Raw genomic sequence first — 25,472 nt, forward strand, 5'->3', positions numbered from 1 at the left:
GGGTTAATTTAGGTTATATTATGTTAACGACACAGCTTTAGCCAAAGCAACCATTTATATTTGAGGGGCATGAAAAAAAATACGGGCTACTTACTGTCTTTATGTATTGCGGCGGTTACCGGGGTGTTGGTTTTGCAGCTTTATTGGATCAGGAGCTATTATGAAGTAAACAAAGCCACTTTTGAAAAAGAGGTTAACCTGGCCATGGAGGATGCGGTTAAAAAAGAGTTCGATATCCGTTGCGACAGCATTGAGCAGCATGTTTATAAAATGCTACTCGATACTAATGAAATAGCGCTAACCTGGCGCTACGACCAAAAGCACAAAGCCCCGATGTTTACCGTATCTAATAAACATGATCTCAAACAAAGCAATTCCTTTCGTACCGATAGTCTCCTGCAAGTGCCGACTTCCGCGACAGATTTGGTTTTTAAGCAAAAGCTGGCCCGGCATTTTGCCAGGCAAATCCGTAATGATGACCTAATGGGGCACTTCGTTTTATTTTACACCCAAAATTTGGGAAAATTCATCACCGACGAAACAAATAAATATGATTTCGATACTACCCGCCTGCGCCCGGTGTTAAAACAACTGTTAGCCGACCGGGACATTCATATGCCCTTTACCTTTTACCTACGAATTAAAGACAGCACGGTGAACAAAAGCCATTTAAGCCCATCTTTGACGGCTAAATATCCGGTAATCAGCAAAGCATTTATCACATATAAAAAAAGTAAGACCGATCATTATGTACGGGCATTATTTGAGGCCCCATCGCCTTACATATGGTCACACATGGGACTGCTTTTTGCCGGTTCTGTATTTTTAATAGGGGGTGTAGCTTTCAGTATGTTTTATTTGCTACGGTCATTGTTCCAGGAAAAGAAGATTTCTGCTATTAAAAACGATTTTATCAGCAACATTACCCATGAATTTAAAACACCGATAGCCACTGTGTCCGCCGCCGTTGAAGCACTGACCAGTTTTGATGTGCTGGATGACAGGGAAAAAACACAGCGGTATCTCCATCATTCTAAGAACGAGTTAAATCGTTTAGCCACCCTGGTCGATAAAGTACTGAACATTTCTCTCTATGAAAACCAACAGTTTGATATACGGCCCGAGGAACTGAATGTAGACGAAATGATTAACGCGATCTTAAACGAGAGTTCTCTCGTAGTCACTAAACCGGTTAAGTTTAATTATATGAACAATTCGGGCGTTGCCACTATTTTTGCCGATAAGGTATATTTCCAGCATACGATCAGTAACGTGATTGACAATTCTATTAAATATTCAGATAAGCAAGCGGAGATCACTGTTGACTGTAAACTTCGACCAGGCCATTTCGTGATTGCGGTGAAAGATAAAGGGGCCGGTATTAGTACCGAACATTTACCTTATATTTTCGAGAAGTTTTACCGGGTGCCATCCAAGCAACACCATATAAAGGGGCATGGTCTGGGCCTTAGTTATGTGAAAAGTATTATTGAAAAACACCACGGGTGGTGCAAAATGGAAAGTGAATTTGGAAAAGGAAGCACGTTATATTTAGCCTGGCCACTATGACGACAACAAAGGTTTTATTGGTAGAGGACGAACCGGTGCTTGCTGAGATCATCCGGGAAAGTTTGCAGTCGCGGAGTTTTTCAGTGACGCATACATCGTCCGCTCAAGATGCACTGCAACTTTATAATGAGTACTCACCGGATATTATTATACTCGATGTAATGTTACCCGACGGCGACGGCTTTAGTATTGCCAAACAGATCCGGATTGCAGATGTGGCTACACCGGTCATTTTTCTCACCTCACGCTCCCTGGTGGAAGATGTGGTAGAGGGTTTTGAAAGCGGCGGCAATGACTATCTAAAGAAGCCCTTTAGCCTGGAGGAACTGATTATTCGGATGAAGGCATTACTTAGCAAAAACCGTTTGGCGGTTAGCATAAAACCAGATACCCAAAATATCCGCATAGGTAATTACCGATTTCAATACCCTAAAGGTATTTTAAGCTTCGCCGGCACGGAGAGAGTGCTGACTACACGCGAATGCGAGATATTGCAAATGCTAATTCTCAATCGAAACCAGATCCTGAGCCGCCAAACATTGCTTTTCGCTTTTTGGGATAATGACGATTATTTTTCTGGCCGCAGCTTGGATGTTTTTATGGCAAAGTTGCGTAAATACTTAAGAAATGATCCAGGCGTGAACATTTTAAATATCAGGGGACAGGGTTATAAGCTAATTTGTACTGTTAGCAATGATTGACTTCTTGTTAAAACAAATTCTCAATAACTAATTCCCTGTTCATCTGCCTGTTCAAGATTTTGTTGCTCGACTTTTTGAGCGGTGGTGTCTTGTTCTTTTTGTTGTATGTCGGGCACAATCTGCGCTGTACCTGGACTTTGCTTACTCTCGGGGGTTTTCTCTTGTTTTTGGGTTGTGCCCTCTGTTTGCTTGTCTTTTTCTTCTTCTTTCGGTTTGCTTTCCTCAACCTTTTCCATCTCTGTTTTGATAAGCATTGCAATATCAGCTTTGATCTGTTTATAATTTTCTTCCACATCTTCGGGGGAAACGTAACCGATCAGGGGAATAGGTTTAAAAGCGGATTCCTCTCTGGCAATAGCGTCATGATCGTTCTGAATTTCGCTATGAAATAATTTCAGGTTGATGCGTTCTTCGGGATTGTCGGCAACTATGCCTACAAATTCCCCCGATGACAGCGAAGCGATCTTTGATGCCGGGATAGCATAATCAAGCTGCGTAGCTTTTGAGAATGAAGTATCACTGCTATTGATGGTCAGGCTATTTTTATCCTGTACGATCTTACCAAAATTTTCAGATAATTTTTTTGCGGTATCGTTGGTGACCTGCCCACTGATAATGTTGCCGACTATTCCGGTTATCACGTCCGCTTGTTCAGCCCCATAATCCTTTTTAAGCTGGCTAAAATCTTGAACCGCAAGTGTTGTCGCTACCTTATTGCTACGGGCCGTTGCGATCAGGCTATCCATGTTATTGAAAAATATGGTTGGAAACTCGTCAAATATCAAGCTGCTTTTCAGTTTCCCTTTTTGATTGACCTGTTTGATCAGTCGCGAAATATACAACGATAGTACTGCGCCATACGTTTGCAGTTTTTGCGGATTGTTCCCCAAGCAGATGATCTTAGGCGCTTTAGGGTTGTTGAGGTCAAGTGTAAAATCGTTGCCTGATAAAACATAGTAAAGTGTTGGCGAAGATAAGCGGGACAGGCCAATTTTGGCACTGGCAATTTGCCCCTCCAGCTGGGCTTTGGCGTTATTATTATACGCTAAAATAAAAGGATTGATCAAGGCCTGCACTTCTTCCTCTCGCTGTAAGATCGCAAAAAGCTTTTCGTAATCGATCTGCATTAATTCAATTACGTGGGGAAGCGTACAAAATTTACCGTCCTCATATCTGCGCAAATACCATATTAGTGCCGTCAAAAAGTTGATCGGACTTTCCACAAAAAAATCACCCTGTTTACGTATCCACTCGCGGTTAAGGCCCATCATGATCGTGCGGCTTGCCTCTGCCGCGTCGGTAATATCAAGCATCCCATCAGGTTCAAGCGGGTTACAGCGGTGGGAACGGTTGAGGTCGTCAAAATTGATGAAGTAAAAAGCAGGTTTAACCTCGTAATTCCCCTTGTACATCATCAGTTTATTGTAAGCGATCTTGGAAAGGTCGTCAAACTTAAAATCGTAGATCAACATGGAAAACCCTTTTTTTAGGTGCTGATCTATCACATGCCGAATAACGAAGTACGATTTACCTGCGCCTGGGGAACCTGACACCAACAGGCCGCGCATGGGATTAATAACGTTTATCCAACTATCCCTGACCTTACCTTTCAAATTATATTTGGCGGGCAGGTTAATAGAGTATTCATTTTCAAGCAGTCTTTCTTCCTGGGGAAAGGTTTCGTTATCCGTATTGAAAACGTCCTTACTCAACTTATCTTTAAGCAAGCGTGATAACCAGGCACCCCCTGTTAGCATAAGCAGATATCCAATGCCTGTCAATATGATGTAACAGGCAGCGATAACGGTGAGACTGGCAGGCATATAAAAAAACAATACGCTTAACCAATAAAGCAACATGCCGCTTAGAAGATAGGCGATAATACTTTTATAGCCTATCTTTTCATCCTTACGACCCTTGATACCTACTAATGAAATAGCCAGGCAAAGCAATGCTGCCAGTTTTGGTTTTATTATTCCATTAAATAAGCCTGTTTTAGCAATATTGCTGATTATCCTATCCGTGATGCCTGCCGTCCAGTGCCACGCTTCAAAGGCATGATAGCAAGTAATGTAAAAATGTATGGCTAAAATAAAGATGCTGATCAGCCTCGTAAAATCTACGATCTTCCTTAGTCCTTGGGTATCTTCACCTGTATTCATAATGTCGTCCTTAGCTTAAACAGATTTATTTTTATTGATTCAAAATGTCAGGCCCTGATCTTGTTCCTGCTCTTTACTTTTTTTCTTTCTCTTTTTTATGGGGATATATGGAGCTGTTTCGGCCTGCGTCTTACCAAATGAAAGCTTGAGTTGACTGTCTGCCTGAAGTGGCGTAAATTCCGGTTTAAGGGCGGGCTTACATTGCGTTTCGTTCTTGATACGTTCAGTTCTCATGGCCACCCGTTCATCGAGCAAACCTTTTTTCTTTGCATTCGCATATTTAAAGGTTTCATCTAATCCACGGTCGAAGCTGAACTGTTCATCAAAAACCCGTTCGCCGGACTGTTTAAAAGCAGAGCGGTCAAACTGCCCCATTTTGCGGGAATGCTCCGCATTCCTGCCTTTAGAATTATTCTTCGGGCTAAGCTTGATCTTGTTTGTGATGTCTTTACGGCTTACAATGATCTGAATATGCATTTGTTCGCCGGGTTTACGTTCACCCCGTTTTTTCAACCCTTGTTTAACTTCAGGGTCTTTATGGCCGTAATAGCGAAAGTTTTCAAGCTTGCCAAACCATCGCAGGTCTTTGCTGCTATTGATGCCCGGGCGCTTAAAATTATTGGCATACTCATCCATGACTTTAATTGCATAAGCTTTAAGCTGCTCTTTTGCGCCCTCGTCGCCATAACGCTCCTTTAGCCAAGTGATCTCTTTTTGGCTCGGGCTGATATTGAGCAGGAAAAATTTAGCATCTTGTTTACTAAGTTTGGCAATGTTGTTATCAATGGCCTGCCTCGTATCGAACGCTGAAATTGTCGTGCGGTCCTGATTAAACCAAAGTTCGGGTTGAATTTCCTTATCTATCCGGTTTTCTTTTTCCAGATAATGCACAAGGTCATGACTGCTGCCTTTATTGTCTGATGTTGGGCTGTCTGTTATATTAATGTACATGGTTTTAAAGTTTTGATATATGCTGGCGTGCTTCCTGTAATAATGTTTCTTTATCTTTTGACGATGCATTAAGGCTTGCCTTATGGAAGTAATTCAGGATGTAAAGGAATTTCAACTTCAGGCTTTCCTTATTATCTAACTTCTCGGTGATCACTTTGAATAGCTTTTCAGTTTCAACAAACTGATTGGTTTGACCGGAAAGGATGTCTTTATTTGCCTTTAAGACCTGGCTATTAAAACTATCAATGATCTTGATCTGTGAACTAACCATACGGTCGATCTCTACCTTGATGGGGATGAGCAGTTTCTCTTCCTGCGTCCTGATAAACCGGATGTAGGTGTCGTGATTTTTAACAAGTGCGTTCTTTAACAAATCGTCATTAATATCGGCGGGATCTTTCCCGGTCTTGTTAAAGTATTCTAACATCTGCCCGAATATTTCGAGTTTGCCACGCCCAAATTTCTTGGTCAGCTTGATGATCTTATCATCAAGAGCAACCGGGAAACGTATCGTTTTGATATTGATGTCCTTTTGTTCTTTCATAATGAATTATAGGTCACTGTATACAGCACTGTATACATTTTTCCGGCTTGCCGGTACTTTACGAGCCACAATGTATACCCGGAGTATACATCAAACCCCATTTGCAGCGCAAATGGCAAGCGAATAGGGCCACTGCCCAATTCCCGCTTGCTCCAATTTTTTTTAAAATTGGACGCTGTTTTTCTATCTTAAAAGGTAGTCCGGCCTTTGGCCGGTGGCTTCATCCGGCAGCCGGTTCGCCGTCATCGATGACCGCCGCATTAGTCCATTTTGGGTAGCCTGCTCCATTGAGGGCGACCGTTACAATCAGCCGTGTTCCGAATGGCAGATAAGTGACCGCCAATTCGCCCGCCATGTAATCTTCCGCTTTGTTCCGATAGGCGGTCAACCGTATTTGTTTACCGTCGCCAACGACGGTCAGGTAGCAGTCAACGGCGACATGCTTCTTTGACCAGATCATAAAATCGAGGGTAGCTTCGTAGTTGCCTACCGCAACCACATCCGGTAACCAGGAATAATTGCGCGGTTCGTAACCGGCATCCAAAGCAGGCTTAAACCCGAGCACTGTTCTTTCTTTATTGGCAGGTGTGTTCATGATTTTTTGCCCTCCAGCATTTTGATAATATCCTCCTGGTTATAGTAAAGCAGGCTGCCAACCTTAGTGTAAGTTATAATGCCGGCACTGCGCAGCGTTTGCAAGGTTCCCGGTGAAATATTCAATAGTTTGCGCACTTCGGCGCTTTTAAGCCATTGCCTTGATGCTTGCTCATTCGCTCGTCCGACGCCAAGCTTTTTTAACTCTGCGAACAATTCGGTCTTGAACTGTTCCAGGTCATCTTTCGTAATTAAATCTAATGTGGTCATATCTTTGCTTTTATATTCTTGACAGTTCTGCTGCCTTTGTGAATACAAAAGAAGAAAGGGTGCCAATTTTAAATTGAGGCATTTAGGGATATCCCTAATTTATTTCTGTGGGTATTAATCGGCCAGTAAGAAATGGATTCCTTAAATTTGATAGAAGTGTTTACTAAACTAACTGCTTATGTTGACTTGTATCGGGATTGATGATGAGGAATACAACAATGAATATCTGAAGCATTGCTGTAGCAACATCCCTTTTATAGAGCTGATCGCCACGTTTACAGAGCCCTTTGCCGCCCGCGCCTTAATCTCATCTGGTGTTGTAGATTTGATTTTTCTGGATTTTAATTTAATCGGAATAACCGCTGCTGACTTTATTAAAGAGTTGCCATCATCAGTAAAAGTCATTATTGTTTCATCCGAAATGGAAAGTAGGATAAGGGAATATGCAATGGATATAATTACAATTGTTCATAAGCCTTACCCATGTGAAAGGTTATTGGAAGCCTGTAAAATTGCTGCTAAAAAGCAAATCAAAAAAAGGTCTAAAAAATAAAAGCTCCCCAAGTCTTGCACCGGGAAGCTTTCAACCTAAGTGATATGGTTCAAGAAACACCCAGGCCCATAAAAATGTCTTTAATATAAAAAGAAGGAGGACATTTATGAAACAGCAGAACACCACCGATGTGAGCATCATGCCCCAGCTGGACAAGGCTTGCGGCCTGGACATGCATAAGGACAAGATCGTCGGCTTTATCTCTTGCAAGGATGATTAACTCTGAATGATATAAATCATCAACTCATATTCTGATAAAATGCTTATAATAGCTGAAAATATTTCGCAATCAGGACGCAGAACGCACATGCCGCAAGCCCGGAGCATCACTGGATATCTTTAAAAAAGGGTAATGGTGAGGGTATAGAGTCACTTTATAAGCTGTACGCGAACACCCTTTATAACTACGGGTCCAAGTTTACAGATGATAAGGACCTTATTAAAGAATGTATCCAGGAATTGTTTGTGACCGTATGGACACGCCGGGAATATTTGAGCGAACCACCAAATGTCAGGAACTACCTGTTTAAAGCCTTCCGGCTTTCCCTGTTCAAAAAAGGGAATATGCTTCAAAAACAGGTACGTTATGAAGAAACCGAGCATTACGATTTCCATGCCTCGATTACCATTGAAGAGGAGATCATTACCGGTGAGGATAACGCCGTCCTGCAACGCAGGCTGCAAGCCACCCTTGACCAGCTTACTGCCAGGCAGCGGGAAGCGATCTTTTTAAAGTTTTACGAGGGGTTGAGCTATGAAGAAATCGCGGAGATAATGGATATTTCTGTCAAAGGAGCATACAAAGTGATGGCCAGGGCAATTGATGCTTTGCGTGATAAGCTTGACCCTGACGACTTTTTATTATTGCTTACACTGTTTTCGTTGAAATTATTTCATTGACAATTAGCTACTTATAAATGCAAGGTAAAACTTCCCAATTCTGATGGGGTAAAATAGGAAGGTCGCAGCTAATCGGAGCTGAAAGGCAAATTATGGAAAATAGGAATACCGATTTCAGCACTTATACCCTGAACGATCTGCTCGATGACCCCAATTTCATCAACTGGGTTTTGTTCCCAAACGATACCCTAACCGTTTACTGGCAAACGGCACAAAACAATCATTCTAATTTACCCGTCCTAATCGTACCGGCCCGCAAGTTGGTCTTATCAATGCAATTTAAAGAAGATCGCATAAGCGACGAGGAGCAGCAACAGCTCTGGCAGCAGATCGCGGCGCAAACCATCGAAAAGAAGAAATCAGGCCGCATTATCCCGATGTGGCTGCGCAGCACAGCGGCGGCTTTATTGGCCGGTATCCTGTTTAGCGCGGCATTCTATTTTTATAACAACAGGACAACAAAGATCAGCACTACTTACGGACAGGTCAGAACGGTCGTGCTCCCGGACAGTTCCTCAGTTACCCTGAATGCCAACAGTCAGCTGCAATATGTTCATAACTGGAATAAAAGCAAGATCAGGGAAGTATGGATAGCCGGGGAAGCTTTCTTTAAGGTCAACCACCTCCACAAATCCGGAAAGATCACTGCAGGCGACCGGTTTATAGTCCATGCAGGTAAGGTCAATGTCGAGGTATTAGGTACTATTTTTAATGTCAATGACCGAAGGGGCTTAGTTAATGTGGCGCTGGTGACCGGCAAGGTCAGCATGACTGTTGCAGCAACGCATAAACCGCCTTTAATCATGCAGCCGGGCGATGTATTGGAATACCTGGCCAAACAGGATACGATTATTCAGAGGCACACTAAAACGGCTAACAAGATAGCCTGGAAAGATGGTGTATTGGTGTTTGAGGAACTTACTGCCGGTGAATTATTTGATCAGTTATCGGATATTTTTGGATATAAAGTGGTCATCAAACGGCCGGAGATTAAACTAAAAAAGATAAGCGGCAGGTTTACCAGTAATGATGAGGATAAGCTTTTTAAAGCCATTTCCCTTGCTTTAGGGGTATCCATCAAAAAAGATGTGGCCAATCACACGCTTATTGTTCAATAATCACTTTATCGACTTATCCGACATGACTTTTTTCAAATACTATATTACAATTTCTCTATCCATCATATTATTACTCATTAACTGCGCTGATGCGGATGCACAACAACAGGAACTACCGCAATCCGCTGTAAAACTGAAGGATGCTTTACAGGAAGTAAGCAAAATATTTCACGTCAATTTTATGTACGAAACAGACCTCATTGGCAAAGGGACAGTAGAAGTTGATAGGCGAAGCTTCAAAACGCAAAAATTGGAAGCAGTATTGAAAGGATTACTCAAACCGGTGGGAATAAGCTATTATCCTGTTGATCAGGAAAACTATGCGCTCTTTAAACAAGTACCTGCTGCAATAAAGGAAAATCCCGCAAATACGACTGCCAGTCATCCTTTACCCGCTGATACACTTCAAAGCGCTTCGATCAGCGGCATCGTACTGGATGAAACAAACCATCCGTTGGAATACAGTACGGTCACCTTATTAAAAAGCGATTCAAGTAATATCAAAAGCGTGTTGGCTGATTCATTGGGACGGTACAGGTTTAAAGATATTGCTGGTGGGCGTTACCTGATCCGGGCGACGCAGATGGGGTATCTCAAAGCTTACTCGCAAACGTTTCTTGTGGTCACCAATACCCCGGTAGCTATCCCCGCCATTATCATGGCTACATCACCAAACCAACTTGCGGAAGTAAAAGTTGTAGCCAAAAAGCCCCTGTTTGAGCGCCGGATTGACCGCACTATTGTCAATGTAGAAAGCAGCGCACTGGCTGCCGGAGGCTCTGTTAATGATGTGCTTGAAATCGCGCCAGGTGTATCGGTGGATAACAACCAGATCACCTTAAAAGGCAAACAGGGTGTAACGGTGATGATCGATGATAAAGTAGTCAAATTATCTGCTTCACAGATCAGCAGTTTATTGCAAAGTATGCCTGCCAGCTCTATTTCCCAAATTGAACTGATCTCTAATCCCTCCGCTAAATACGATGCGGAAGGTAAAGGTGGTATCATCAATATTAAAACAAAAAAAGGCACCAACATGGGTTTCAATGGAACGATAACTTCTGGCCTTACCGTAGGGGTATATCCACGGTTTACGGAGGGCCTTACCCTGAATTATAAATTGAACAAGCTGAATATATTTAGTAATTACAGTTACACACATGGCAAAAGTACCAGTTCCTACATCAGCCATATCAGTATTAGCGGCCAGAACCCCATTAAATATGATCAGGAAGAAAATGACCATCGGAATTGGGATGCACATAATGCGCGCCTGGGAATGGACTACGACCTGACCGCTAAAAACACCATCGGCATATTAGGAACATTAAATACATACAACAGCGTTTTGAATTTTAAAGACGGCATTTACTTTAGAAGCAACATCACGCAACAACCAGATTCAAGCTTTTCTTCTGTGAATGATGGCCGTGAACGTAACCGGACTTATGGATTTAACATTAACTCGAAACATATCCTGGGTACTAAGGGTGATGCGCTGCTTTTTAATGCCGATTATACCTCCTACAGATCCAGTCTTCCGTACTATTATATCAACAGCTATTTCAATTCATCAGGAAATTTATCCAGGAAACCTGAAAATATTTTAAATGATGCTTCGGTAGCGATTGACCTGTTTTCTGCAAAAGCAGATTACAGCCACGCTATAAGCCCATCAACAAAACTGGAAGCAGGCGGAAAAATAGCCGCCACACATTCTAACAGTAACATTTTGTTCCAAACCGGTAATCCCGCCGGTCAACTGGTCACTGACACGAACAGGACCAATACATTTGATTACCATGAAAACATCAGTGCACTTTATATCAACTATGTAACTAAACTTAGCGAACAAACAAGCTTTCAGGCAGGCTTAAGGGGAGAAAATACGCATTACTCCGGGAAATCCGTTACTACGGGTCAAACCGTAGGCCGTGATTACCTGCAATTATTCCCCAGTCTTTTTATACTGCATAATTTCGGGCCAAACGCCTTGAGCTTTTCTTACAGCCGCCGGATCGGCCGCCCCAGCTATGAGGATCTGAATCCGTTCATCGATTATTCATCGCCTTATTTCTACACTCAGGGAAACCCGCTTTTAAAACCGGAAACTACGCATTCTTTGGAAGTGAACTACAACTACGACACGGATCTGAATATCAGCCTGGGTTATAGCCGGACAAGCGATTATTATAATTATTTCACGTCGCTGGCCGACAGTAGCGGTGCTACCAAACAAACGATTGACAATTTTAAGCAATATGATACCTGGAATTTCTCGATCAGCTATAATAAGGACATCTTAAAATGGTGGACGCTTACGGCAAACGGCGATGCTAATTATGACCGTTACCAAACACCTTATTTGGGTACCTTGATCGATGTTCAGCGTGCCGGATATAGTTTTAATATTCTAAACACTTTTCAGCTCAATCCAAAGCTGTCATTGGAAATCCTGAACCTTTACAAATCTAAACGCGTGGTACTGGCCCGAACGATTGATAGCAAATATCGTGCGGATGCGGCCTTGAAATACAGCTTGCTGAAAAACAAAGCCACCATCAAATTAGGCGTAACAGATATTTTCTATACTTATATCAACCAGGGAGTAAACCATTTTGAGGGTTTATATGGCACCTACTATAACAGGAACGAAAACCGCAGGTTTAATGTGAGCCTTTCTTATAAGTTTGGCGGTAAAGTAACAGCGCCTAAAAAAATTCAAAGCAATAAAGAGGAATTGGAGCGGATCAAATAAGTAGAACGGGTGAATAAGTTTGATACATCATCAGTTGATATTACAACTTATATCTTTTTGAGTGGGTTAATTTTGCATGTTGCGACAGTTGCCGTTATAGCCACTTTGCTCCATTACTTCCATATACTTACTACGGTCAAGAAGGTTTTTTATCGCCGTTTTTTTATCCGCCTGTTTATTATAATAGGCTTCACAAATACGCATACCAATGAAGTAGCCTAAATCAGGTGGCTTGTTTTTGATCGTGCCGGTATTGAAAAGCCATTTTGACAAATCAGTGCTGTTTATATCTGGCTTGAACTCTTTCCATAATTCGCATTCGTGCTGAGTCTCGTATTCGCTTTTATTTGGTAACCGACCTTGATTTAGTATCAGATCAGGGAGAAAATTAGCCGCTCCTTCTTGTAAAGTAATTGATAACAAAGTCTTATTTTTGGCGTGATGCTGCTGGCAATGAATACTTTCATGCGCTACAAGTTCGCTCAAGTTTACACCCCGCGATAGGGTGACTTGTAAATTTCCTTTAAACTCGGAGAAATCCATTGATGAATCTGCCAACGCAATCTCACTGCCCATAAGAATTAGGTCCTTTTTGGTTGTTCCACCTCCTCTGAAACAACCGATAGCAAAGCAAACTCGTGGTATTTGGTAATTGGGAATAACATTATTCAACTGTTTAAACGTACGGTCAAGGGCAGCCAAATTGACCGCTATATTTGTGGTTTTTGACCGTAATTGCCTAAGATATTTTGGATATCTACGTATGGTGCGCAGATATTCAGGAGCTGTATATTCACGTATCTCAATAAACTTTTGCCCTTCACTGCTCATTCTATCGAGGTATATTGTTTTCATCACCTGAAGGCTATCTTCTGTACTCTTTGCATCTTTCAAGCTGTCTACAGCCTCCCAGAAATTAGCTATATCACTTGTAACATAGGGCTGCTTATTACCAAAAAAGGTATTTCCAAAAAGAATTAGGCACCCTGCAATTACACAAACGAAAACAGCAATTAACTTCATATGGATAAGTGTGTCATAAACAACTTTTATTAGAGTGTTGTTAATACCACTTGTTACAGCAGAAGTACTCGAAAAAACTGGTTAACTGGCTGTGTTTTTGTACAAAGATTTTTAGAGGAAACCTTATCACAATTAAACTGGCGAGATTGCCAGTTCAAAATAATAACCAAATCTACTTTTTATTATTTTATAAATCCTAATATTTTCCCAAAATATGTTGGATAATTCGCCAACATTTTAAATATTGCGTTCGTATAAATCTAAACCGAACCTTATTATGAGTAGAATACAAGGATTGAATAAGTTTAACGAAAGGATCGGTTCCCTGAAACGTGAAACGCTGAACAGGGTACAGAACATCCATGAACGGAAATTGACAAATAACAAGGCGTACCGTATCAGCAAACAAGCTAAACAATTTGAAAATTTATTGCATGATATAAATAATACTGTAGAGGCGGTGGAAAGGATAAAACCGGCTGGTGCAAGGTGGGATATAAAATTTGGTGAGTTGGTTTTAATAGATGCAGAAAGCGATGAAAAGATTCTACAATGAAAAAAGATACCTACTTTGAACAGCATCCTGTTTATAACATACTGTCTTATGATGTTATTGTCGGCCTGATACAATTAATGATAGATGAGGGATTGGTCAGTCCTGCAGAAAGGGATGGCATTTATGTTGAATTTAAAGATTTTCGTAATAAAGTCCGGCCTATGTATATGGGTTTAAATGATGGTCAAAAGCAGGGATATATAGCTTACTTTAGATACAGGCACCATTTGTTCAAACCTTTTATTGCCAGTGATGATAAACTGAAATGAAAAAAGGGTTCATCTCTGAACCCTCCGAGGTTAGCCGTGCCTCTTGAAATGTGCTTAATGAAAGACACTAAACCGTATCACTTTTCTTCAGGTATTGGCCTGAAATTTCTTTTTTCATTATAAAGGTAAGTATCAGCAATTACATTCAGGCACTTGTATCCTTGTAGGCTGTTAATCTTGTTTCTTTTAAAAAAAGCCAAAATGGTTTGCAAATCGGTGGGCAGATCTTTTGCTTCCAATAAATTCATTGCTGTTTGGTCAGCCAGTCCGATAAAACGTTTTCCATGTGGAGAATACGATCCGAATACATATATTGTTCCTGGCTTTGCAGGTGCCTTGTTGATTAAAATGGGCCGGTGATACATCACATCTAAATTAGATGGCACGGTATCTTGTGGGTTGGTTAATTCCTTTTGATTATACAGGAATTTAAGCATAGCGATTTCTATTTTCTTTTCCTTTGTTTGCTGAGCATAAGCCGCGTCGAAAAAAAAGAAACAGGATGCTATTATAAAGATAATTCGGTAAGCTCTCATAGTTTCGCAGGTAATGGTAAAGGGATTGATTTTAACACATCTTTAATAACGTTATTTTGCAGGATTTTGGTTTCGTTGGCATTCGGGGCTTTTTCAGTATCAAAAGTAGTTCCCTTATCAAGGTTCGACTTTACCTGCGATTGATTGGTTTGATCAGTCGCATGAATACGCTCGTGGCCAGCCGCGGCAGCTACTACCGCATCCTTATCGCCCAATTGCAATGCGGCTGTTTGCAAATGACCTTTGTCCCCGCCATATACCGAACCGTTGGCTACCTGGCTGGCCATATCATCAATTGCTCCGCCGTAGATGGTCACCGTCGATTTTGCTACCTGATCTGTGCCGTGAATATAAGAATTATCCGTGTGTCCGATTTCTGTCGCATTATTCTCTGACGAATAAACTAATGTGACTTGTACTTTTGAGTCCCTATAGGCATTTAAGTCAGATATGCCCCCGCTTTTGGCAAGTGCATTCCCGATAATCTGCGTACCTGCTGAAGCATTCTTTGACCATGAAACGGCACCGCTTTTATTTACAGAATAAGTAACTGCCTTGCCGTCTGTACCGATAATTTCCTTACCATTGGGGTCAATATTATTCATAGGGTTATCATTCACATAATTATAGGGAGATAATTGAGGGTATTTTTCGGCTTTGGGGTCAACTGTTACCCACCGCAACAAGTCCTCATCCGTGTAAGTAATTGTCTTTATAAGACTATCCCGGTCACCGATCAGCTTGATAACCTTGTTTTGACGATCAAGCGTTAAATACCGGATTTTGGATTTTGGGTCTGCATTTTTTACCTGATAAATGTCAAGCGGATTGTCTTTGTAATCTACTTTGGGTTTATAGCCAAAAATCTTATAAGGGTTGTCCTGCCCATAACATATAACAAGGTTGGCAATTAAAATGCCGAGGGTGATGAGTAGTTTTTTCATTGGTCAAGGTTTAATTTTTTCTATTGGCGGCTCTTTTTGCTTTTTCTGTTTCAACTGATTTTACCCATTCATTGTACAATTCTATCGGCATATCTTTGTAACCTAAAGCGGCTACGTAGGCCATCGTTTGCTTATGCATAGCTATATCTTTCAAAAGGGCAGAACTGTCTGGCTTTGATTTCTTTTGCTCCGCTTTAATCATGGTAAGTAAGCAATTAGCTTTCAATTGAATTAATGGCACGCATCTGGGGAAATATTTCAGTGCTGTATTAGCCGTTCTTAAAACGAATTGGTCGTAGCCATACAAAGATTTATAACCACATGCCAGATCGAACATGGTCATTGCCACGCTTTCTTTTGGTGAAAGTGGGGCCATATAAATATTCTTCTTGATCGCTTCAACGGTAATTGCCATCTCTTTAATTATCCATTGGTCACGGGGAAAACCGGGATTAGTAAGTTCCACATTTGTCCACTGGCCTCGCTCGTCCTGATGCTTAATATATACATGGTTTGGTGCCAATGCTAAATATGCTTTAGCGCCCATTTCCTCACAGAGTATTTTATAAAGGAACGGCAGCGAATGACAATTACCAGAGTGCGTTTTTAAGAGTTTCGTAACAAACTGTTTTGACCAATCCTTAGTACCGGTAAAATCCTCAAAATCATAAGTAAAAGGCTTAAAACCATTGGCTGCGATGGTATCAGCCATAAAAGAAAAGGTAACAAAATTTCCCGCTGTTGGGTGCCTTTCAATATGTTTTTGTTTAATTAATTCTTTAAGTTGAAAAGCAATATTTGATATATCCTGACAAAAAGCCTGATAGTTTAGTTTGTCGGAATAATAGGCACTCTCTGTTAAAAAGACTGATCGTTTAAAGCTAAGAGGTTCTTTACCAGTAAGCATGGCGGATTGTTCCTGAAATGCTTGCCTATATGCCTGCTTATTTTTTTGTGCATTTGCATTGAAGCCTAAGAGTAGGGGTATAATTAGGAACAGATAAGGGTACTTCATATTGTGAATATGTTTAGGGCAGTTAAATTTAAATTATATTTAAGTTCCTTGTATGATTTTCCAAAAATAATTATGGTAGGAGGAGAAAATACAAAGTATACCTGCAAAAATAAAGGTGGTAACTTTAATAAGTGGTGACAACATATTGTCAGTATAATTAAACACCATTTTTCCTGATCTCTTCTTGGTCAAGGTGCCATTGATAAACTGCATCCAGCAAAACACTAAGTTTTTCTTTAAACAAAGTGAAATTTAAAGCATCAAGCGTACGAACATACCGGCCATTACCAATGAGCGCATATATTAGCCATTTAAACAGTTGTTCGTCAACCGCGTTATACGGTTCCGCTCCGAATACTTGATCAATGGTCTGCTCCAGGTTGGATTCATATCCTTTCATAACATTTAATTTAAAGGTCAAAGGTTTAGTTATTTGTCTCAAAGCTAAAGTTTTGTTGGGTAATTCACCAACACATTTCCCTGATTATTATTTCATCTTTCCTGTTCAGTTACCGGGACAAATGATTAGCGACATTGATAAAGAAGTACTTATTTTATTTGGGAAACACCTTAAATCCTTACGTCTTGCTAAGAAACTGACTTATCGTAAAATGGCGTTGCGCTGTAATATTGACTACGGCGATATTCAAAAGATCGAAAGCGGCAAAGTTAACATAACCATTCTTACGCTTAGAGAGCTTGCCAAAGCACTTGAACTTGCCCCTAATAGCTTGCTTGACTTTGATGGCTTTAATCTATCCGATAGCCGTTAAACTGTATAGGGCCAGTATTCCTCTGCCCGTGTTCCATGTTATTAAATATTTCAAATTATTTTAATTAATACAACGGATGAGAGTACAAGCATGTTTTAAGCTTTAAAGCCTGACCAACTGCGCTATCAACGAAAAATCATACGCATCCACAAACAGTTTTACCCCTGACGGATATTCCAATATGACTTCTTTACGATCAAGCCTTTTTTCCGCAACTGTTGCTTCCTGACCGACATCCGTAGAATAACTGTGCGTAAGCCTATAATTGGAAAAAGGCCGCGGCCGGAAGTCAATCAACCAGGCTAAAAGTTCAATGTTTTTTTCATCGGTGTTAGTGCCTTTTTTTAAGAAGTTATTTAGTGGCTTAAATTTATCAGGGTCAAAGCGCCTGATTGATGATTCATAAATTTCTTCTTTATCCGGCCTTTCCAAAAATGACCTGAGCATCCGATAATCAGATTTGTCAAGCCCTTTTCTAAAAAGCAATAAGCATTCATTGCGTAGCTTGGCGGCAGTCGGGTGTTTTAGGTTTAGGGATAGCTCACCTGAGCTTTTTTTGTATTGATAAAATTGCCAAATATCGGCTCTGTATTGTTCCATCATTTCTCAAAAATTAGTTAATAAAATTAGAGAATTTGAAAGGCAGCTTGCGCGTAATAATAAATGATTTGGGATTTTACGGTTTCCCGTAATTTTCGGAATATTATAGTTATTATCTTTCCCACATGGAAAATCAACAAACACAACCTGAGAGGCAATCCATTACAGAAATGGTACTTAGAATTTACGTGGGACATTTTTTACGTAAAGAACTTAACATTGAAGAAATGATCGACGTCTTTGACTTAGTAGAGAAGGCTCCTGATGGCAAGTCAAGAATAGAAAATTTAAAAGAAAAAGGATATTTAAAAGATGTAACGGAACAGCATATCGATGAAGCTATAGTACTGGTAGAGGATTATCCTGACTTTCTATATGGTGAATTACCGAAAGATGCCATATTGCAGTATTTAGCGGACTACCAGTTACAGCAGCTTGGTAAAAAAAGCCTTACAGAAAGGGTTAGCGGATTAAATGATGCAGGCTTCTTAGACCCAACGCTGGATGCCAGTGCAATGATCTGCGTTTTTGACTTAATAGAGCACAACGACAATGGAGAGTCACGGTTAAACCGTCTGATCGAAGAAAAATGCGTTATTGAATTAAATCAACATCAAATTGGTGATGCTATATTAATATTAAATGATTTTTCTGAAACTAATCTATAGACTTTTACTAACAGCTATGATTGTAAAGACAAATAAAAATTATTCGTCCTTTTTATTTAGAAGTTGAAAGTACTTAACCTGCAAGTCACTATATCGCTCTTGAAGTTCTTTATGAGCTTCAAGTAGTTTTGTATATTTATCTTTAAGTTGAAGATGTTCTTTTTCTGTTGGCGTTTTGGCGTTGTTATTTAAATTATCGGGAAAGTATTCATCCATTTCTGGATAGTCAATAGAAAAATCATGATTTATTGCTATACCATATTTAGCCAGTATAACATAGCTCAAGTCTTCTTTTTTTACATGCGTATAATAGGTATTCTCCTTAAACCCCGCCCTTTCGGCAGCTACCTTATTGCTGAATTTACTTGCTTGTACTGTTAAATATAAAGTTCGTCCTCTACCTTTTAATTTTTTTACGTCTATCAATTTGATGTTTTTTTAAGTACATCTAAATTTATGCCTGCATTATTTTATATTTAATTGATAAAAACATTGATTTTAATTGATTTATATTTATATTGCTTGATATATTAGTTGATTAAAGGTTTAAGAAACCTTATCGTGGCAAAAATTTGCGACGATTGAACAAAAATTTGATAGTTTAGCGATTATATCGAAATATAGGATCGCTTACGAGCCTTGCACCGAAATCTGACAATTTTACCATGCAAGTGTAAGTAAGACGGCCCGGCCCTATTTTGCAATAGGGCCGGCACTTGCTTATTCATTTGTATGGTACCAGCCCCTTGGGGCTGGATGGCTTTGTCAGAGCCACGGTACAATATGATTGGCAGTGTCGGCCCTATTGTAATTTTACAATTACTTTAATCCCATTGCCATCAAAGGCTTACTAAATATAGTAACAGCATTTGATGGGTACCGAAAATTTAGATATAACCTTACTTCTTCAACAACTGCAACTCGGCAGCGAACAGGCTTTTTCTAAAATTTACGATCTCTATAGCAAACCCCTTTACCGCAACATACTTTACTTAGTTAAGGATGAAGATATCGCCCAGGAAATCTTACAAGACCTGTTTCTAAAGCTATGGCTTAAGCGCGAATATATTGACCCTAATCGTAAATGGTTATCCTATCTATATGAAATTGCAAACCGCATGGTAATAGATCACTTCAGGAAAGTAGCTAAAAATCAACGTATTATAAACCATTTAATTTCAACTACAGTCGAACCTGTCTTGAATGCTGAAGATCAATTAATCGATAAGGAAACTTACGCATTCTTAACCAAAGCAATTGAAAGTTTACCGGTTCAACGCAAGGAAGCGTTCAAGATGTGTAAAATTGATGGCAAAAGCTATAAGGAAGCGGCTGAACTTTTGGGAATATCGCCAATAACTATCCGCAATCAAATTGTCGCAGCCAACAAATCTCTTAAAGAATATTTCCTAATAAATAATAAACTGGTGTTGATTCTCATAGGCTACTCATTAGGTTTGACTATTTGCCATACTTGCCAATATTTATTATGATTAAGAGCACATTTATTAATTCAGAACTTGAGGGCGCAATAAATTACCTTAATGATTTTTTTGATTTAGGTTTCCCTAAAGAACACCGTAAGGATTTAAAAAAATGGCGTAATCATGTTATAAATAAAAAAAAATATAATGATCAGCATGGTGCGGCACGAGTATTCGGTAATTATGAAGAAACTATTCAAATTATTGAAGTTGCTGATATATGTAACCGACATAAAGATTTAGTAGGGTCATCATCTATAGTACCTATATGTATAGTCAATATGGAGCAAAGTGAATGGTCATATTTCCCGAAAAAAATGTCTCAAAAGGAAATTTTAAATCCTACCGTAGCAATCCGAAACTTTTTTAAAGCATTTAGTGCTCAAGAATATAAAGATGTATTTCATGAGTGGCTACGGCTTGCTTTATCAAATAAATCAGCCGGGGAAACCCTTTCAGCAAAGGAAGTAGTGTTACCTTACGAAAATTTGCGAAAGTTATATTCTGCCCTTTGGCTTGTCTATAAACGCAGTTCAAAACCTGTATGATTTATAAATCATTTTGGTCACTATTAACAAAATGTAAAATTTAGAATAGTCCTAATATAAATAAACTACGTATTGTTGGTAAATTCCCCAACAAAGTGGCAGATCAAATCCATATCGAAAACCTTTTCAAAAAATATCTCACCGTGCAATGCACGCCCGATGAGATTAAAGAATTGTATAGGTTAATCGGAAACAAAGAAAATGAGGAAATTTTTAGTTATTTAGTTGCTGAACAACTTTCTAAAGATTCACTTGAGCCGCTCCATTCAGAAAAGGAAGATAGAGCCGTAAACAAAGTTAAATCCGTCCTTCTAAGCGAAATTCGCGCTCAAATCCCCGCAAAATCTAAATCCCGCTATAAAATTCCTAATACCTGGTTGAAGATCGCGGCATTATGGCTGGTGGTAGGTTCAGCGACTATGTTCCTGCTTTTCCGACATTTTTCCGACAAATATAACTCTGAAATCAAGCAGCACACTCAACAATTAGTTACAAAAAACGGCCAGAGAAAATTCATCCAATTATTCGACGGCACTAAAGTATGGCTTTACCCCTCCAGCACGATAAAATTTTCAGATCAGTTAGTTAATGGTTATCGAGAAGTAATGTTGGATGGGGAAGCCTTTTTTGAAGTGGCCAAAGATAAGGCGCATCCCTTTATCATCCATAGTGGCCGAATGCAGACAGAAGTAGTCGGAACCTCTTTTAACGTAAAATCTTATAGCAAACAAAATATCTACAACGTCACTGTAGTTACCGGGATTGTAAAGGTTTCTATGCTTTCGGCAAAAAAGGAGAAGCTGTCAGAGGTCATTTTAAAACCGAAGCAACAGGCCATCTACAACAGTGTGCAAGCAACGTTAGCCGACAAATCAATATCAACCGTTGACGCCGTTATAAAAAAGAAAGACGGCATATTAAGCTATGACGGAATGCCAGTGCCGGAAGTCGTCGTGGACTTCAGGCGCTATTATAATCAATCCATTGAACTGCAAAACAAGTCGGCAACCTGCCTATGTTACGGTGAATTTGATACGTCGAAGCCGATAGATATTGTACTGCGCCAATTGGCCGCGGCTATCGGCGCAACCGTCCGGCAAACAGACAAAGGGTATTTTTTAGAGGGGGGATGTAGTGATAGGTAGAATAACAATGGATAATCAGGACTACTGTTTCAGGTAGCCGCCTAACCAAATTTTAAGGAACAAACTTAACTGCAAAAAAATGAAAAATTGCTTTACAGGAATGCTATTGCCCTTTTTGTGGCTCATTCGACAGTCGCCGCCACTAATCCTTCGATTAGATTTTCGCCTAAACTCTCCCTTAACCAATTTAATTAAACATTATGCTTAAAAATTTACGCTCCATATTAAGGTACAAATCATTTGTATTAACCGTTGCCACAACCTGCTTTTTAAACTGCGCCCTGGCAACCGAAATAGCGCGATCACAAGACTTAAATAAGCGCATTTCAATAGATGTAGAAAAGAAAACATTAAAAGAAACGCTTGACCAAGTTTCCAAACAGGCCCACGTAGGGATAATATATAGCAATGCAAGAGGAGTCCTGAAAAATCCGGTAACTATCCACGCAAAAGATCAGCCGGTTAGTAAAGTATTAAATGATTTGCTATCACCGCTCACTCTCACTTATGAAATTATAGGTGACCAGATTGTTGTAAAGTTCGATAATATAAGTTCTCGGCCTCCCTCGCAAGGACAACCAGTAAAACAAAGTATTCCGATAAAGGGAAAGGTCACCGATGATAAGGGTTCACCTTTGCCTGGGGCCACCATTAAAATTAAGGATGGACCAGCTTTGGCAACTACTGATAGCAACGGTGAATTTGAAATAAGCAATGTCTCTGATAGTACCGTTTTGCAAATTTCCTTTGTCGGCTATTTAACCAAAGAGATTGTTGTAACCAATGCAAATTATCTAACTATTTCGCTGAAAAATGGAAGTAATCAACTAAATGAAGTATCAGTAGTTTCTACAGGATATCAGAATATTCCAAAAGAACGGGCTACGGGATCCTTTTCTCAACCGATTAAAACAGAATTTGAGGCCAGAGTAGCCACTGATGTATTGTCAAAATTGAACGGCATTACAAGCGGACTTTTGTTTAATGCGAACACTACTGCGGCAAGGAATGGAATAGATATAAATATTCGTGGGCGCAGTACAATATTTGCCAATGACCAGCCATTAGTTGTGGTGGATAATTTTCCATACAGCGGTGATATTAACAATATTAACCCTAACGATGTTGAGAGCGTGACTGTGTTGAAAGATGCAGCGTCCGCCAGTATCTGGGGTGTAAGGGCTGGTAATGGTGTTATTGTTATTACAACAAAAAAGGGAAAACTAAATCAGAGTTTAAAGATCGGTTTTAATGCCAATATAACTGTTTTTGATAAACCAGATTTGAATTACAATCCCAACCAGTTAGGTGCTTCTTCCTTTATCGGTCTGGAGCAATTCCTGTTCGGTAAAGGATATTATGATTCGAACTTAACTAATACAAGCACTTACCCGGTAATTTCACCAGCTGTGGAACTATTGGCTGCCAATCGGGCAGGCAGTTTATCTTCTAATGATTTAGCCTCCCAATTAAATACACTACGGGGGATTAATGTAAACGACCAGCTAAGTAATTATTTTTACCGAAAGGCTACCAACCAACAGTATGCACTTACGCTTTCCGGGGGATCAGATAAGGCCACGTATTACCTCTCAACAGGCTATGACAACAATTTGCCGGGTTTAAAAGGTAATACAAACCAAAGGATTACGATTAACTCCTTAAATACTTTTTATCTGGTTAAAAATCTCGAATTAAGCGCTGGCTTAAATATAGTACAGGATTATAATAAGATTGATAATACTTTAAGTCAGTTTAACACCCGTGTTTTTCCGTATTCACAAATAGCGGATGCAAGCGGAAATCCATTAGCAATTCCTTTTAATTATAGCCGAAATTACGTTCAAAGCGCTCCAGCCAATGGGTTTTTAGATTGGTCTTATTATCCATTAAAAGAATTGGGCGCAACAAATCATAGTACCAAAGACTTGGATATAAGACTTACAACTGGCTTGAAGTATGCATTCATACCCGGATTAACCGGCGAAATAAAGTACCAGTATGAAAGAAGTAATAGTCAAGACCGGGACTATCAAAGTCAGCAAACCTATTTCACACGCAACTATATTAATCAATTTTCAATTCTAAATAACGGACAAGTTACTGGCTATAATGTCCCTTTAGGTGGTATTCTCAGTTTGGCAAACGCCAATATGGTGACCAATAACGTGCGCGGACAGTTGAATTTTAACCGAACCTGGGGGAATAATAACGTAAGTGCAATAGCTGGTTATGAACTGTCACAAACCACTGTTGAAAGCAATGGTTCAAACCTGTATGGTTATAATGATGATCTGGCAACATTCATCAACGTAGATCCAACGACGTCCTTTCCAATCAATCCATCCGGCAGCACATCTATAAATAGCGGCCTTGGTATCGGCGGGACGTTATCGCGCATCCGATCATCCTTTGCTAATGCGGCTTATACGTATATGGATCGCTACACGCTTTCGGGAAGCGCCAGAATAGATGGCACAAATTATTTTGGCGTTGCAACTAATCAAAAAAACATTCCACTGTGGTCTGCCGGGGCCAAATGGAACATAGCCAAAGAAAACTTCTATACGCTGGATTGGTTGCCCGTTTTAGCACTTAGAGCAAGTTACGGATATAATGGCAATCTTGACCAATCAATAACAGGAGTCACTACTTTTAGGTATTCGAATTTGGCAACATACTTAACCAATCTTAATTATGCGGCAATCTCCAATATTGGCAACCCTGACCTGCGTTGGGAGAAAACAGGAATTACCAATTTGGCCCTTGGCTTTGGTACCAAAAACAACGTTTTAACAGGTAGCCTGGAATATTATTTTAAAAAGGAAACAGACCTGTTAGGTTACAAAACTTTTCCTGAAAATAGTGGAATTACAACGCTCGAAGGTAATTACTCGGATATGACCGGCAAAGGGTTTGACTTATCGTTGACCTCACAAAATTTAAAAGGCAGCATAAAATGGACAACAACTCTTCTTTTTAGCCATGCAACGGATAAGGTTACTCGCTATGATGTGAACCCGCTGACTTCAACGGTGGTAAGTTCCGGATCTGGTATTGCAGTACCGGTTGTGGGTAAATCGGTTTTTGGTATATACAGCTATAAATGGGATGGCTTGAACGGGCAAACAGGCAACCCTGTTGGTTTTGTAAATGGCACTGCCAGTGAAAATTATGCAACTATTACTACTAAAACGCCGATTAGCGATTTAGTGTATGCGGGCCCTGCAAGACCAACTTATTTTGGTGGCTTCAATAACCGCTTGAGTTATAAAGGATTTAGTCTCGCTGTGCAAATCAATTATAAGTTTGGTTATTATTTTCGAAGTCCTACAATTAATTACTACCAAATAACTTCTTCAGGTTCATTCCTGCGGGTGAATCGTGATTTTGACAATCGTTGGCTGAAACCAGGAGACGAAAAAAATACTAACGTACCGTCCCTTATCTATCCGTCAACGCAAGCGCGTGATAACTTTTACCAGTTTTCAGAAGCCACTGTCGAAAAAGGGGATCATGTTCGTCTTCAGGACATTAGTTTAAGCTATGACTTAAATAAGTCGATGTTCCACAGGCTCCCTTTCAACAACATACAACTCTTTATTTATGCAAATAACATTGGCGTCATATGGCGCGCCAATCATAAGGGACTTGATCCTGACGCAGTGCCAGCGTCTGGCGATATTAATACTATGCCCAACCCGAGGTCAATTTCTTTTGGGCTGAAAGGCAGTTTTTAAAAGATGGCCGGGACATCCGTACTTAATGGAAGAACTGGCAGAAAAATTATT

Annotated in this window: 26 protein-coding genes; 14 read left to right on the forward strand and 12 right to left on the reverse strand. The window is 40.0% G+C overall.

The features are described 5' to 3' along the window. Positions 1-69 precede the first annotated feature (69 nt). Positions 70-1,569, forward strand: a complete 1,500-nt coding sequence (locus BDD43_RS14790) for a sensor histidine kinase (protein ID WP_121198400.1) — start codon at positions 70-72, stop codon at positions 1,567-1,569. Beyond that, positions 1,566-2,270 carry a response regulator transcription factor gene (locus tag BDD43_RS14795; protein WP_121198401.1) on the forward strand — a complete coding sequence of 235 codons (705 nt, stop codon included), beginning with the start codon at positions 1,566-1,568 and terminating at the stop codon, positions 2,268-2,270. The genes BDD43_RS14790 and BDD43_RS14795 overlap by 4 nt, the downstream gene beginning before the upstream one ends. Positions 2,271-2,290: 20 nt before the next feature. Here BDD43_RS14795 and mobC read toward each other — a convergent pair whose 3' ends face one another. From mobC to BDD43_RS14820, 5 genes are all read right to left on the reverse strand, one after another. Next, positions 2,291-4,432, reverse strand: coding sequence for a conjugal transfer protein MobC (mobC, locus tag BDD43_RS14800; RefSeq protein ID WP_121198402.1), 2,142 nt, complete (start codon positions 4,430-4,432; stop codon positions 2,291-2,293). Positions 4,433-4,471: 39 nt separating this feature from the next. Then, positions 4,472-5,383 (reverse strand): DUF5712 family protein, encoded by a 912-nt coding sequence (locus BDD43_RS14805; RefSeq protein WP_121198403.1) that lies wholly within the window; start codon positions 5,381-5,383, stop codon positions 4,472-4,474. Between the two features lie 4 nt (positions 5,384-5,387). After that, positions 5,388-5,927, reverse strand: a complete 540-nt coding sequence (locus BDD43_RS14810) for a BfmA/BtgA family mobilization protein (protein WP_121198404.1) — start codon at positions 5,925-5,927, stop codon at positions 5,388-5,390. A 220-nt stretch (positions 5,928-6,147) separates the two neighbouring features. Next, positions 6,148-6,522 carry a hypothetical protein gene (locus tag BDD43_RS14815; RefSeq protein ID WP_121198405.1) on the reverse strand — a complete coding sequence of 125 codons (375 nt, stop codon included), beginning with the start codon at positions 6,520-6,522 and terminating at the stop codon, positions 6,148-6,150. Continuing rightward, positions 6,519-6,791, reverse strand: coding sequence for a helix-turn-helix domain-containing protein (locus BDD43_RS14820; protein WP_121201988.1), 273 nt, complete (start codon positions 6,789-6,791; stop codon positions 6,519-6,521). Before BDD43_RS14820 ends, BDD43_RS14815 begins: the two co-directional genes overlap by 4 nt. A gap of 178 nt (positions 6,792-6,969) precedes the next feature. Here BDD43_RS14820 and BDD43_RS14825 point away from each other — a divergent pair, with 178 nt between their 5' ends. From BDD43_RS14825 to BDD43_RS14840, 4 genes are all read left to right on the forward strand, one after another. Beyond that, positions 6,970-7,344 (forward strand): response regulator, encoded by a 375-nt coding sequence (locus BDD43_RS14825; protein ID WP_121198406.1) that lies wholly within the window; start codon positions 6,970-6,972, stop codon positions 7,342-7,344. Between the two features lie 363 nt (positions 7,345-7,707). Next, positions 7,708-8,244, forward strand: coding sequence for an RNA polymerase sigma factor (locus tag BDD43_RS14830; RefSeq protein WP_262707453.1), 537 nt, complete (start codon positions 7,708-7,710; stop codon positions 8,242-8,244). 92 nt (positions 8,245-8,336) lie between these two features. Beyond that, positions 8,337-9,362: a FecR family protein gene (locus BDD43_RS14835; RefSeq protein ID WP_121198408.1), complete on the forward strand. Its 1,026-nt coding sequence runs from the start codon at positions 8,337-8,339 to the stop codon at positions 9,360-9,362. Continuing rightward, positions 9,331-12,120 (forward strand): TonB-dependent receptor, encoded by a 2,790-nt coding sequence (locus BDD43_RS14840; protein ID WP_121198409.1) that lies wholly within the window; start codon positions 9,331-9,333, stop codon positions 12,118-12,120. The genes BDD43_RS14835 and BDD43_RS14840 overlap by 32 nt, the downstream gene beginning before the upstream one ends. A 66-nt stretch (positions 12,121-12,186) precedes the next feature. Here BDD43_RS14840 and BDD43_RS14845 read toward each other — a convergent pair whose 3' ends face one another. Then, entirely contained in the window at positions 12,187-13,143 is a 957-nt protein-coding gene (locus BDD43_RS14845; protein WP_121198410.1) for a gliding motility protein GldB-related protein, read from the reverse strand. A 277-nt stretch (positions 13,144-13,420) separates the two neighbouring features. On the opposite strand from BDD43_RS14845, the gene BDD43_RS14850 reads away from it, so the two are divergent. Together BDD43_RS14850 and BDD43_RS14855 are read left to right on the forward strand one after the other, a co-directional pair. Beyond that, positions 13,421-13,699, forward strand: a complete 279-nt coding sequence (locus BDD43_RS14850; RefSeq protein WP_121198411.1) for a hypothetical protein — start codon at positions 13,421-13,423, stop codon at positions 13,697-13,699. Next, on the forward strand, positions 13,696-13,968 hold the full coding sequence (locus tag BDD43_RS14855; protein ID WP_121198412.1) for a hypothetical protein: 273 nt from the start codon (positions 13,696-13,698) through the stop codon (positions 13,966-13,968). Before BDD43_RS14850 ends, BDD43_RS14855 begins: the two co-directional genes overlap by 4 nt. A 77-nt stretch (positions 13,969-14,045) precedes the next feature. Here BDD43_RS14855 and BDD43_RS14860 read toward each other — a convergent pair whose 3' ends face one another. The 4 genes from BDD43_RS14860 to BDD43_RS14875 form a co-directional block, all read right to left on the reverse strand. Further along, the gene (locus tag BDD43_RS14860; protein WP_121198413.1) at positions 14,046-14,504 is read right to left on the reverse strand and encodes a hypothetical protein; all 459 of its coding nucleotides are present in this window, start codon (positions 14,502-14,504) and stop codon (positions 14,046-14,048) included. After that, on the reverse strand, positions 14,501-15,448 hold the full coding sequence (locus tag BDD43_RS14865; protein ID WP_121198414.1) for an RHS repeat-associated core domain-containing protein: 948 nt from the start codon (positions 15,446-15,448) through the stop codon (positions 14,501-14,503). The genes BDD43_RS14860 and BDD43_RS14865 overlap by 4 nt, the downstream gene beginning before the upstream one ends. Positions 15,449-15,458: 10 nt before the next feature. Beyond that, positions 15,459-16,463 carry a hypothetical protein gene (locus BDD43_RS14870; RefSeq protein WP_121198415.1) on the reverse strand — a complete coding sequence of 335 codons (1,005 nt, stop codon included), beginning with the start codon at positions 16,461-16,463 and terminating at the stop codon, positions 15,459-15,461. 157 nt (positions 16,464-16,620) lie between these two features. Continuing rightward, positions 16,621-16,863 (reverse strand): hypothetical protein, encoded by a 243-nt coding sequence (locus tag BDD43_RS14875; protein WP_121198416.1) that lies wholly within the window; start codon positions 16,861-16,863, stop codon positions 16,621-16,623. 52 nt (positions 16,864-16,915) lie between these two features. Between BDD43_RS14875 and BDD43_RS14880 the strand changes: the two genes are divergently transcribed. Continuing rightward, the gene (locus BDD43_RS14880) at positions 16,916-17,236 is read left to right on the forward strand and encodes a helix-turn-helix domain-containing protein (RefSeq protein ID WP_246001583.1); all 321 of its coding nucleotides are present in this window, start codon (positions 16,916-16,918) and stop codon (positions 17,234-17,236) included. Between the two features lie 102 nt (positions 17,237-17,338). Here the strand turns inward: BDD43_RS14880 and BDD43_RS14885 are convergent, their stop codons facing one another. Beyond that, on the reverse strand, positions 17,339-17,839 hold the full coding sequence (locus BDD43_RS14885; protein ID WP_121198418.1) for a hypothetical protein: 501 nt from the start codon (positions 17,837-17,839) through the stop codon (positions 17,339-17,341). Between the two features lie 122 nt (positions 17,840-17,961). On the opposite strand from BDD43_RS14885, the gene BDD43_RS14890 reads away from it, so the two are divergent. Then, complete coding sequence (locus tag BDD43_RS14890) at positions 17,962-18,504, forward strand: hypothetical protein (protein ID WP_121198419.1); 543 nt, start codon at positions 17,962-17,964, stop codon at positions 18,502-18,504. Positions 18,505-18,543: 39 nt separating this feature from the next. On the opposite strand, the gene BDD43_RS14895 is transcribed toward BDD43_RS14890, so the two are convergent. After that, the gene (locus tag BDD43_RS14895; RefSeq protein WP_121198420.1) at positions 18,544-18,930 is read right to left on the reverse strand and encodes a hypothetical protein; all 387 of its coding nucleotides are present in this window, start codon (positions 18,928-18,930) and stop codon (positions 18,544-18,546) included. Positions 18,931-19,376: 446 nt separating this feature from the next. Between BDD43_RS14895 and BDD43_RS14900 the strand changes: the two genes are divergently transcribed. The 4 genes from BDD43_RS14900 (at position 19,377) to BDD43_RS14915 (ending at position 25,421) form a co-directional block, all read left to right on the forward strand. Next, entirely contained in the window at positions 19,377-19,997 is a 621-nt protein-coding gene (locus BDD43_RS14900) for an RNA polymerase sigma factor (protein WP_121198421.1), read from the forward strand. Then, on the forward strand, positions 19,994-20,536 hold the full coding sequence (locus tag BDD43_RS14905) for a hypothetical protein (protein ID WP_121198422.1): 543 nt from the start codon (positions 19,994-19,996) through the stop codon (positions 20,534-20,536). The genes BDD43_RS14900 and BDD43_RS14905 overlap by 4 nt, the downstream gene beginning before the upstream one ends. Before the next feature lie 95 nt (positions 20,537-20,631). Continuing rightward, a complete protein-coding gene (locus BDD43_RS14910) occupies positions 20,632-21,681 on the forward strand; it encodes a FecR family protein (protein WP_121198423.1) in 1,050 nt (349 codons plus the stop codon). Between the two features lie 200 nt (positions 21,682-21,881). Beyond that, complete coding sequence (locus BDD43_RS14915; RefSeq protein ID WP_121198424.1) at positions 21,882-25,421, forward strand: SusC/RagA family TonB-linked outer membrane protein; 3,540 nt, start codon at positions 21,882-21,884, stop codon at positions 25,419-25,421. Positions 25,422-25,472: the final 51 nt, after the last annotated feature.

Source organism: Mucilaginibacter gracilis (assembly GCF_003633615.1).
GTDB classification, from domain to species: Bacteria; Bacteroidota; Bacteroidia; order Sphingobacteriales; family Sphingobacteriaceae; genus Mucilaginibacter; species Mucilaginibacter gracilis.

Excerpts from the sequence above, each read along its gene's own strand:
- BDD43_RS14790 (WP_121198400.1), top strand. The coding sequence starts at position 70 with ATGAAAAAAAATACGGGCTACTTACTGTCTTTATGTATTGCGGCGGTT.
- BDD43_RS14795 (WP_121198401.1), top strand. The coding sequence starts at position 1,566 with ATGACGACAACAAAGGTTTTATTGGTAGAGGACGAACCGGTGCTTGCT.
- mobC (WP_121198402.1), bottom strand. The coding sequence starts at position 4,432 with ATGAATACAGGTGAAGATACCCAAGGACTAAGGAAGATCGTAGATTTT.
- BDD43_RS14805 (WP_121198403.1), bottom strand. The coding sequence starts at position 5,383 with ATGTACATTAATATAACAGACAGCCCAACATCAGACAATAAAGGCAGC.
- BDD43_RS14810 (WP_121198404.1), bottom strand. The coding sequence starts at position 5,927 with ATGAAAGAACAAAAGGACATCAATATCAAAACGATACGTTTCCCGGTT.
- BDD43_RS14815 (WP_121198405.1), bottom strand. The coding sequence starts at position 6,522 with ATGAACACACCTGCCAATAAAGAAAGAACAGTGCTCGGGTTTAAGCCT.
- BDD43_RS14820 (WP_121201988.1), bottom strand. The coding sequence starts at position 6,791 with ATGACCACATTAGATTTAATTACGAAAGATGACCTGGAACAGTTCAAG.
- BDD43_RS14825 (WP_121198406.1), top strand. The coding sequence starts at position 6,970 with ATGTTGACTTGTATCGGGATTGATGATGAGGAATACAACAATGAATAT.
- BDD43_RS14835 (WP_121198408.1), top strand. The coding sequence starts at position 8,337 with ATGGAAAATAGGAATACCGATTTCAGCACTTATACCCTGAACGATCTG.
- BDD43_RS14840 (WP_121198409.1), top strand. The coding sequence starts at position 9,331 with ATGTGGCCAATCACACGCTTATTGTTCAATAATCACTTTATCGACTTA.
- BDD43_RS14845 (WP_121198410.1), bottom strand. The coding sequence starts at position 13,143 with ATGAAGTTAATTGCTGTTTTCGTTTGTGTAATTGCAGGGTGCCTAATT.
- BDD43_RS14850 (WP_121198411.1), top strand. The coding sequence starts at position 13,421 with ATGAGTAGAATACAAGGATTGAATAAGTTTAACGAAAGGATCGGTTCC.
- BDD43_RS14855 (WP_121198412.1), top strand. The coding sequence starts at position 13,696 with ATGAAAAAAGATACCTACTTTGAACAGCATCCTGTTTATAACATACTG.
- BDD43_RS14860 (WP_121198413.1), bottom strand. The coding sequence starts at position 14,504 with ATGAGAGCTTACCGAATTATCTTTATAATAGCATCCTGTTTCTTTTTT.
- BDD43_RS14865 (WP_121198414.1), bottom strand. The coding sequence starts at position 15,448 with ATGAAAAAACTACTCATCACCCTCGGCATTTTAATTGCCAACCTTGTT.
- BDD43_RS14870 (WP_121198415.1), bottom strand. The coding sequence starts at position 16,463 with ATGAAGTACCCTTATCTGTTCCTAATTATACCCCTACTCTTAGGCTTC.
- BDD43_RS14875 (WP_121198416.1), bottom strand. The coding sequence starts at position 16,863 with ATGAAAGGATATGAATCCAACCTGGAGCAGACCATTGATCAAGTATTC.
- BDD43_RS14885 (WP_121198418.1), bottom strand. The coding sequence starts at position 17,839 with ATGATGGAACAATACAGAGCCGATATTTGGCAATTTTATCAATACAAA.
- BDD43_RS14890 (WP_121198419.1), top strand. The coding sequence starts at position 17,962 with ATGGAAAATCAACAAACACAACCTGAGAGGCAATCCATTACAGAAATG.
- BDD43_RS14900 (WP_121198421.1), top strand. The coding sequence starts at position 19,377 with ATGGGTACCGAAAATTTAGATATAACCTTACTTCTTCAACAACTGCAA.
- BDD43_RS14905 (WP_121198422.1), top strand. The coding sequence starts at position 19,994 with ATGATTAAGAGCACATTTATTAATTCAGAACTTGAGGGCGCAATAAAT.
- BDD43_RS14915 (WP_121198424.1), top strand. The coding sequence starts at position 21,882 with ATGCTTAAAAATTTACGCTCCATATTAAGGTACAAATCATTTGTATTA.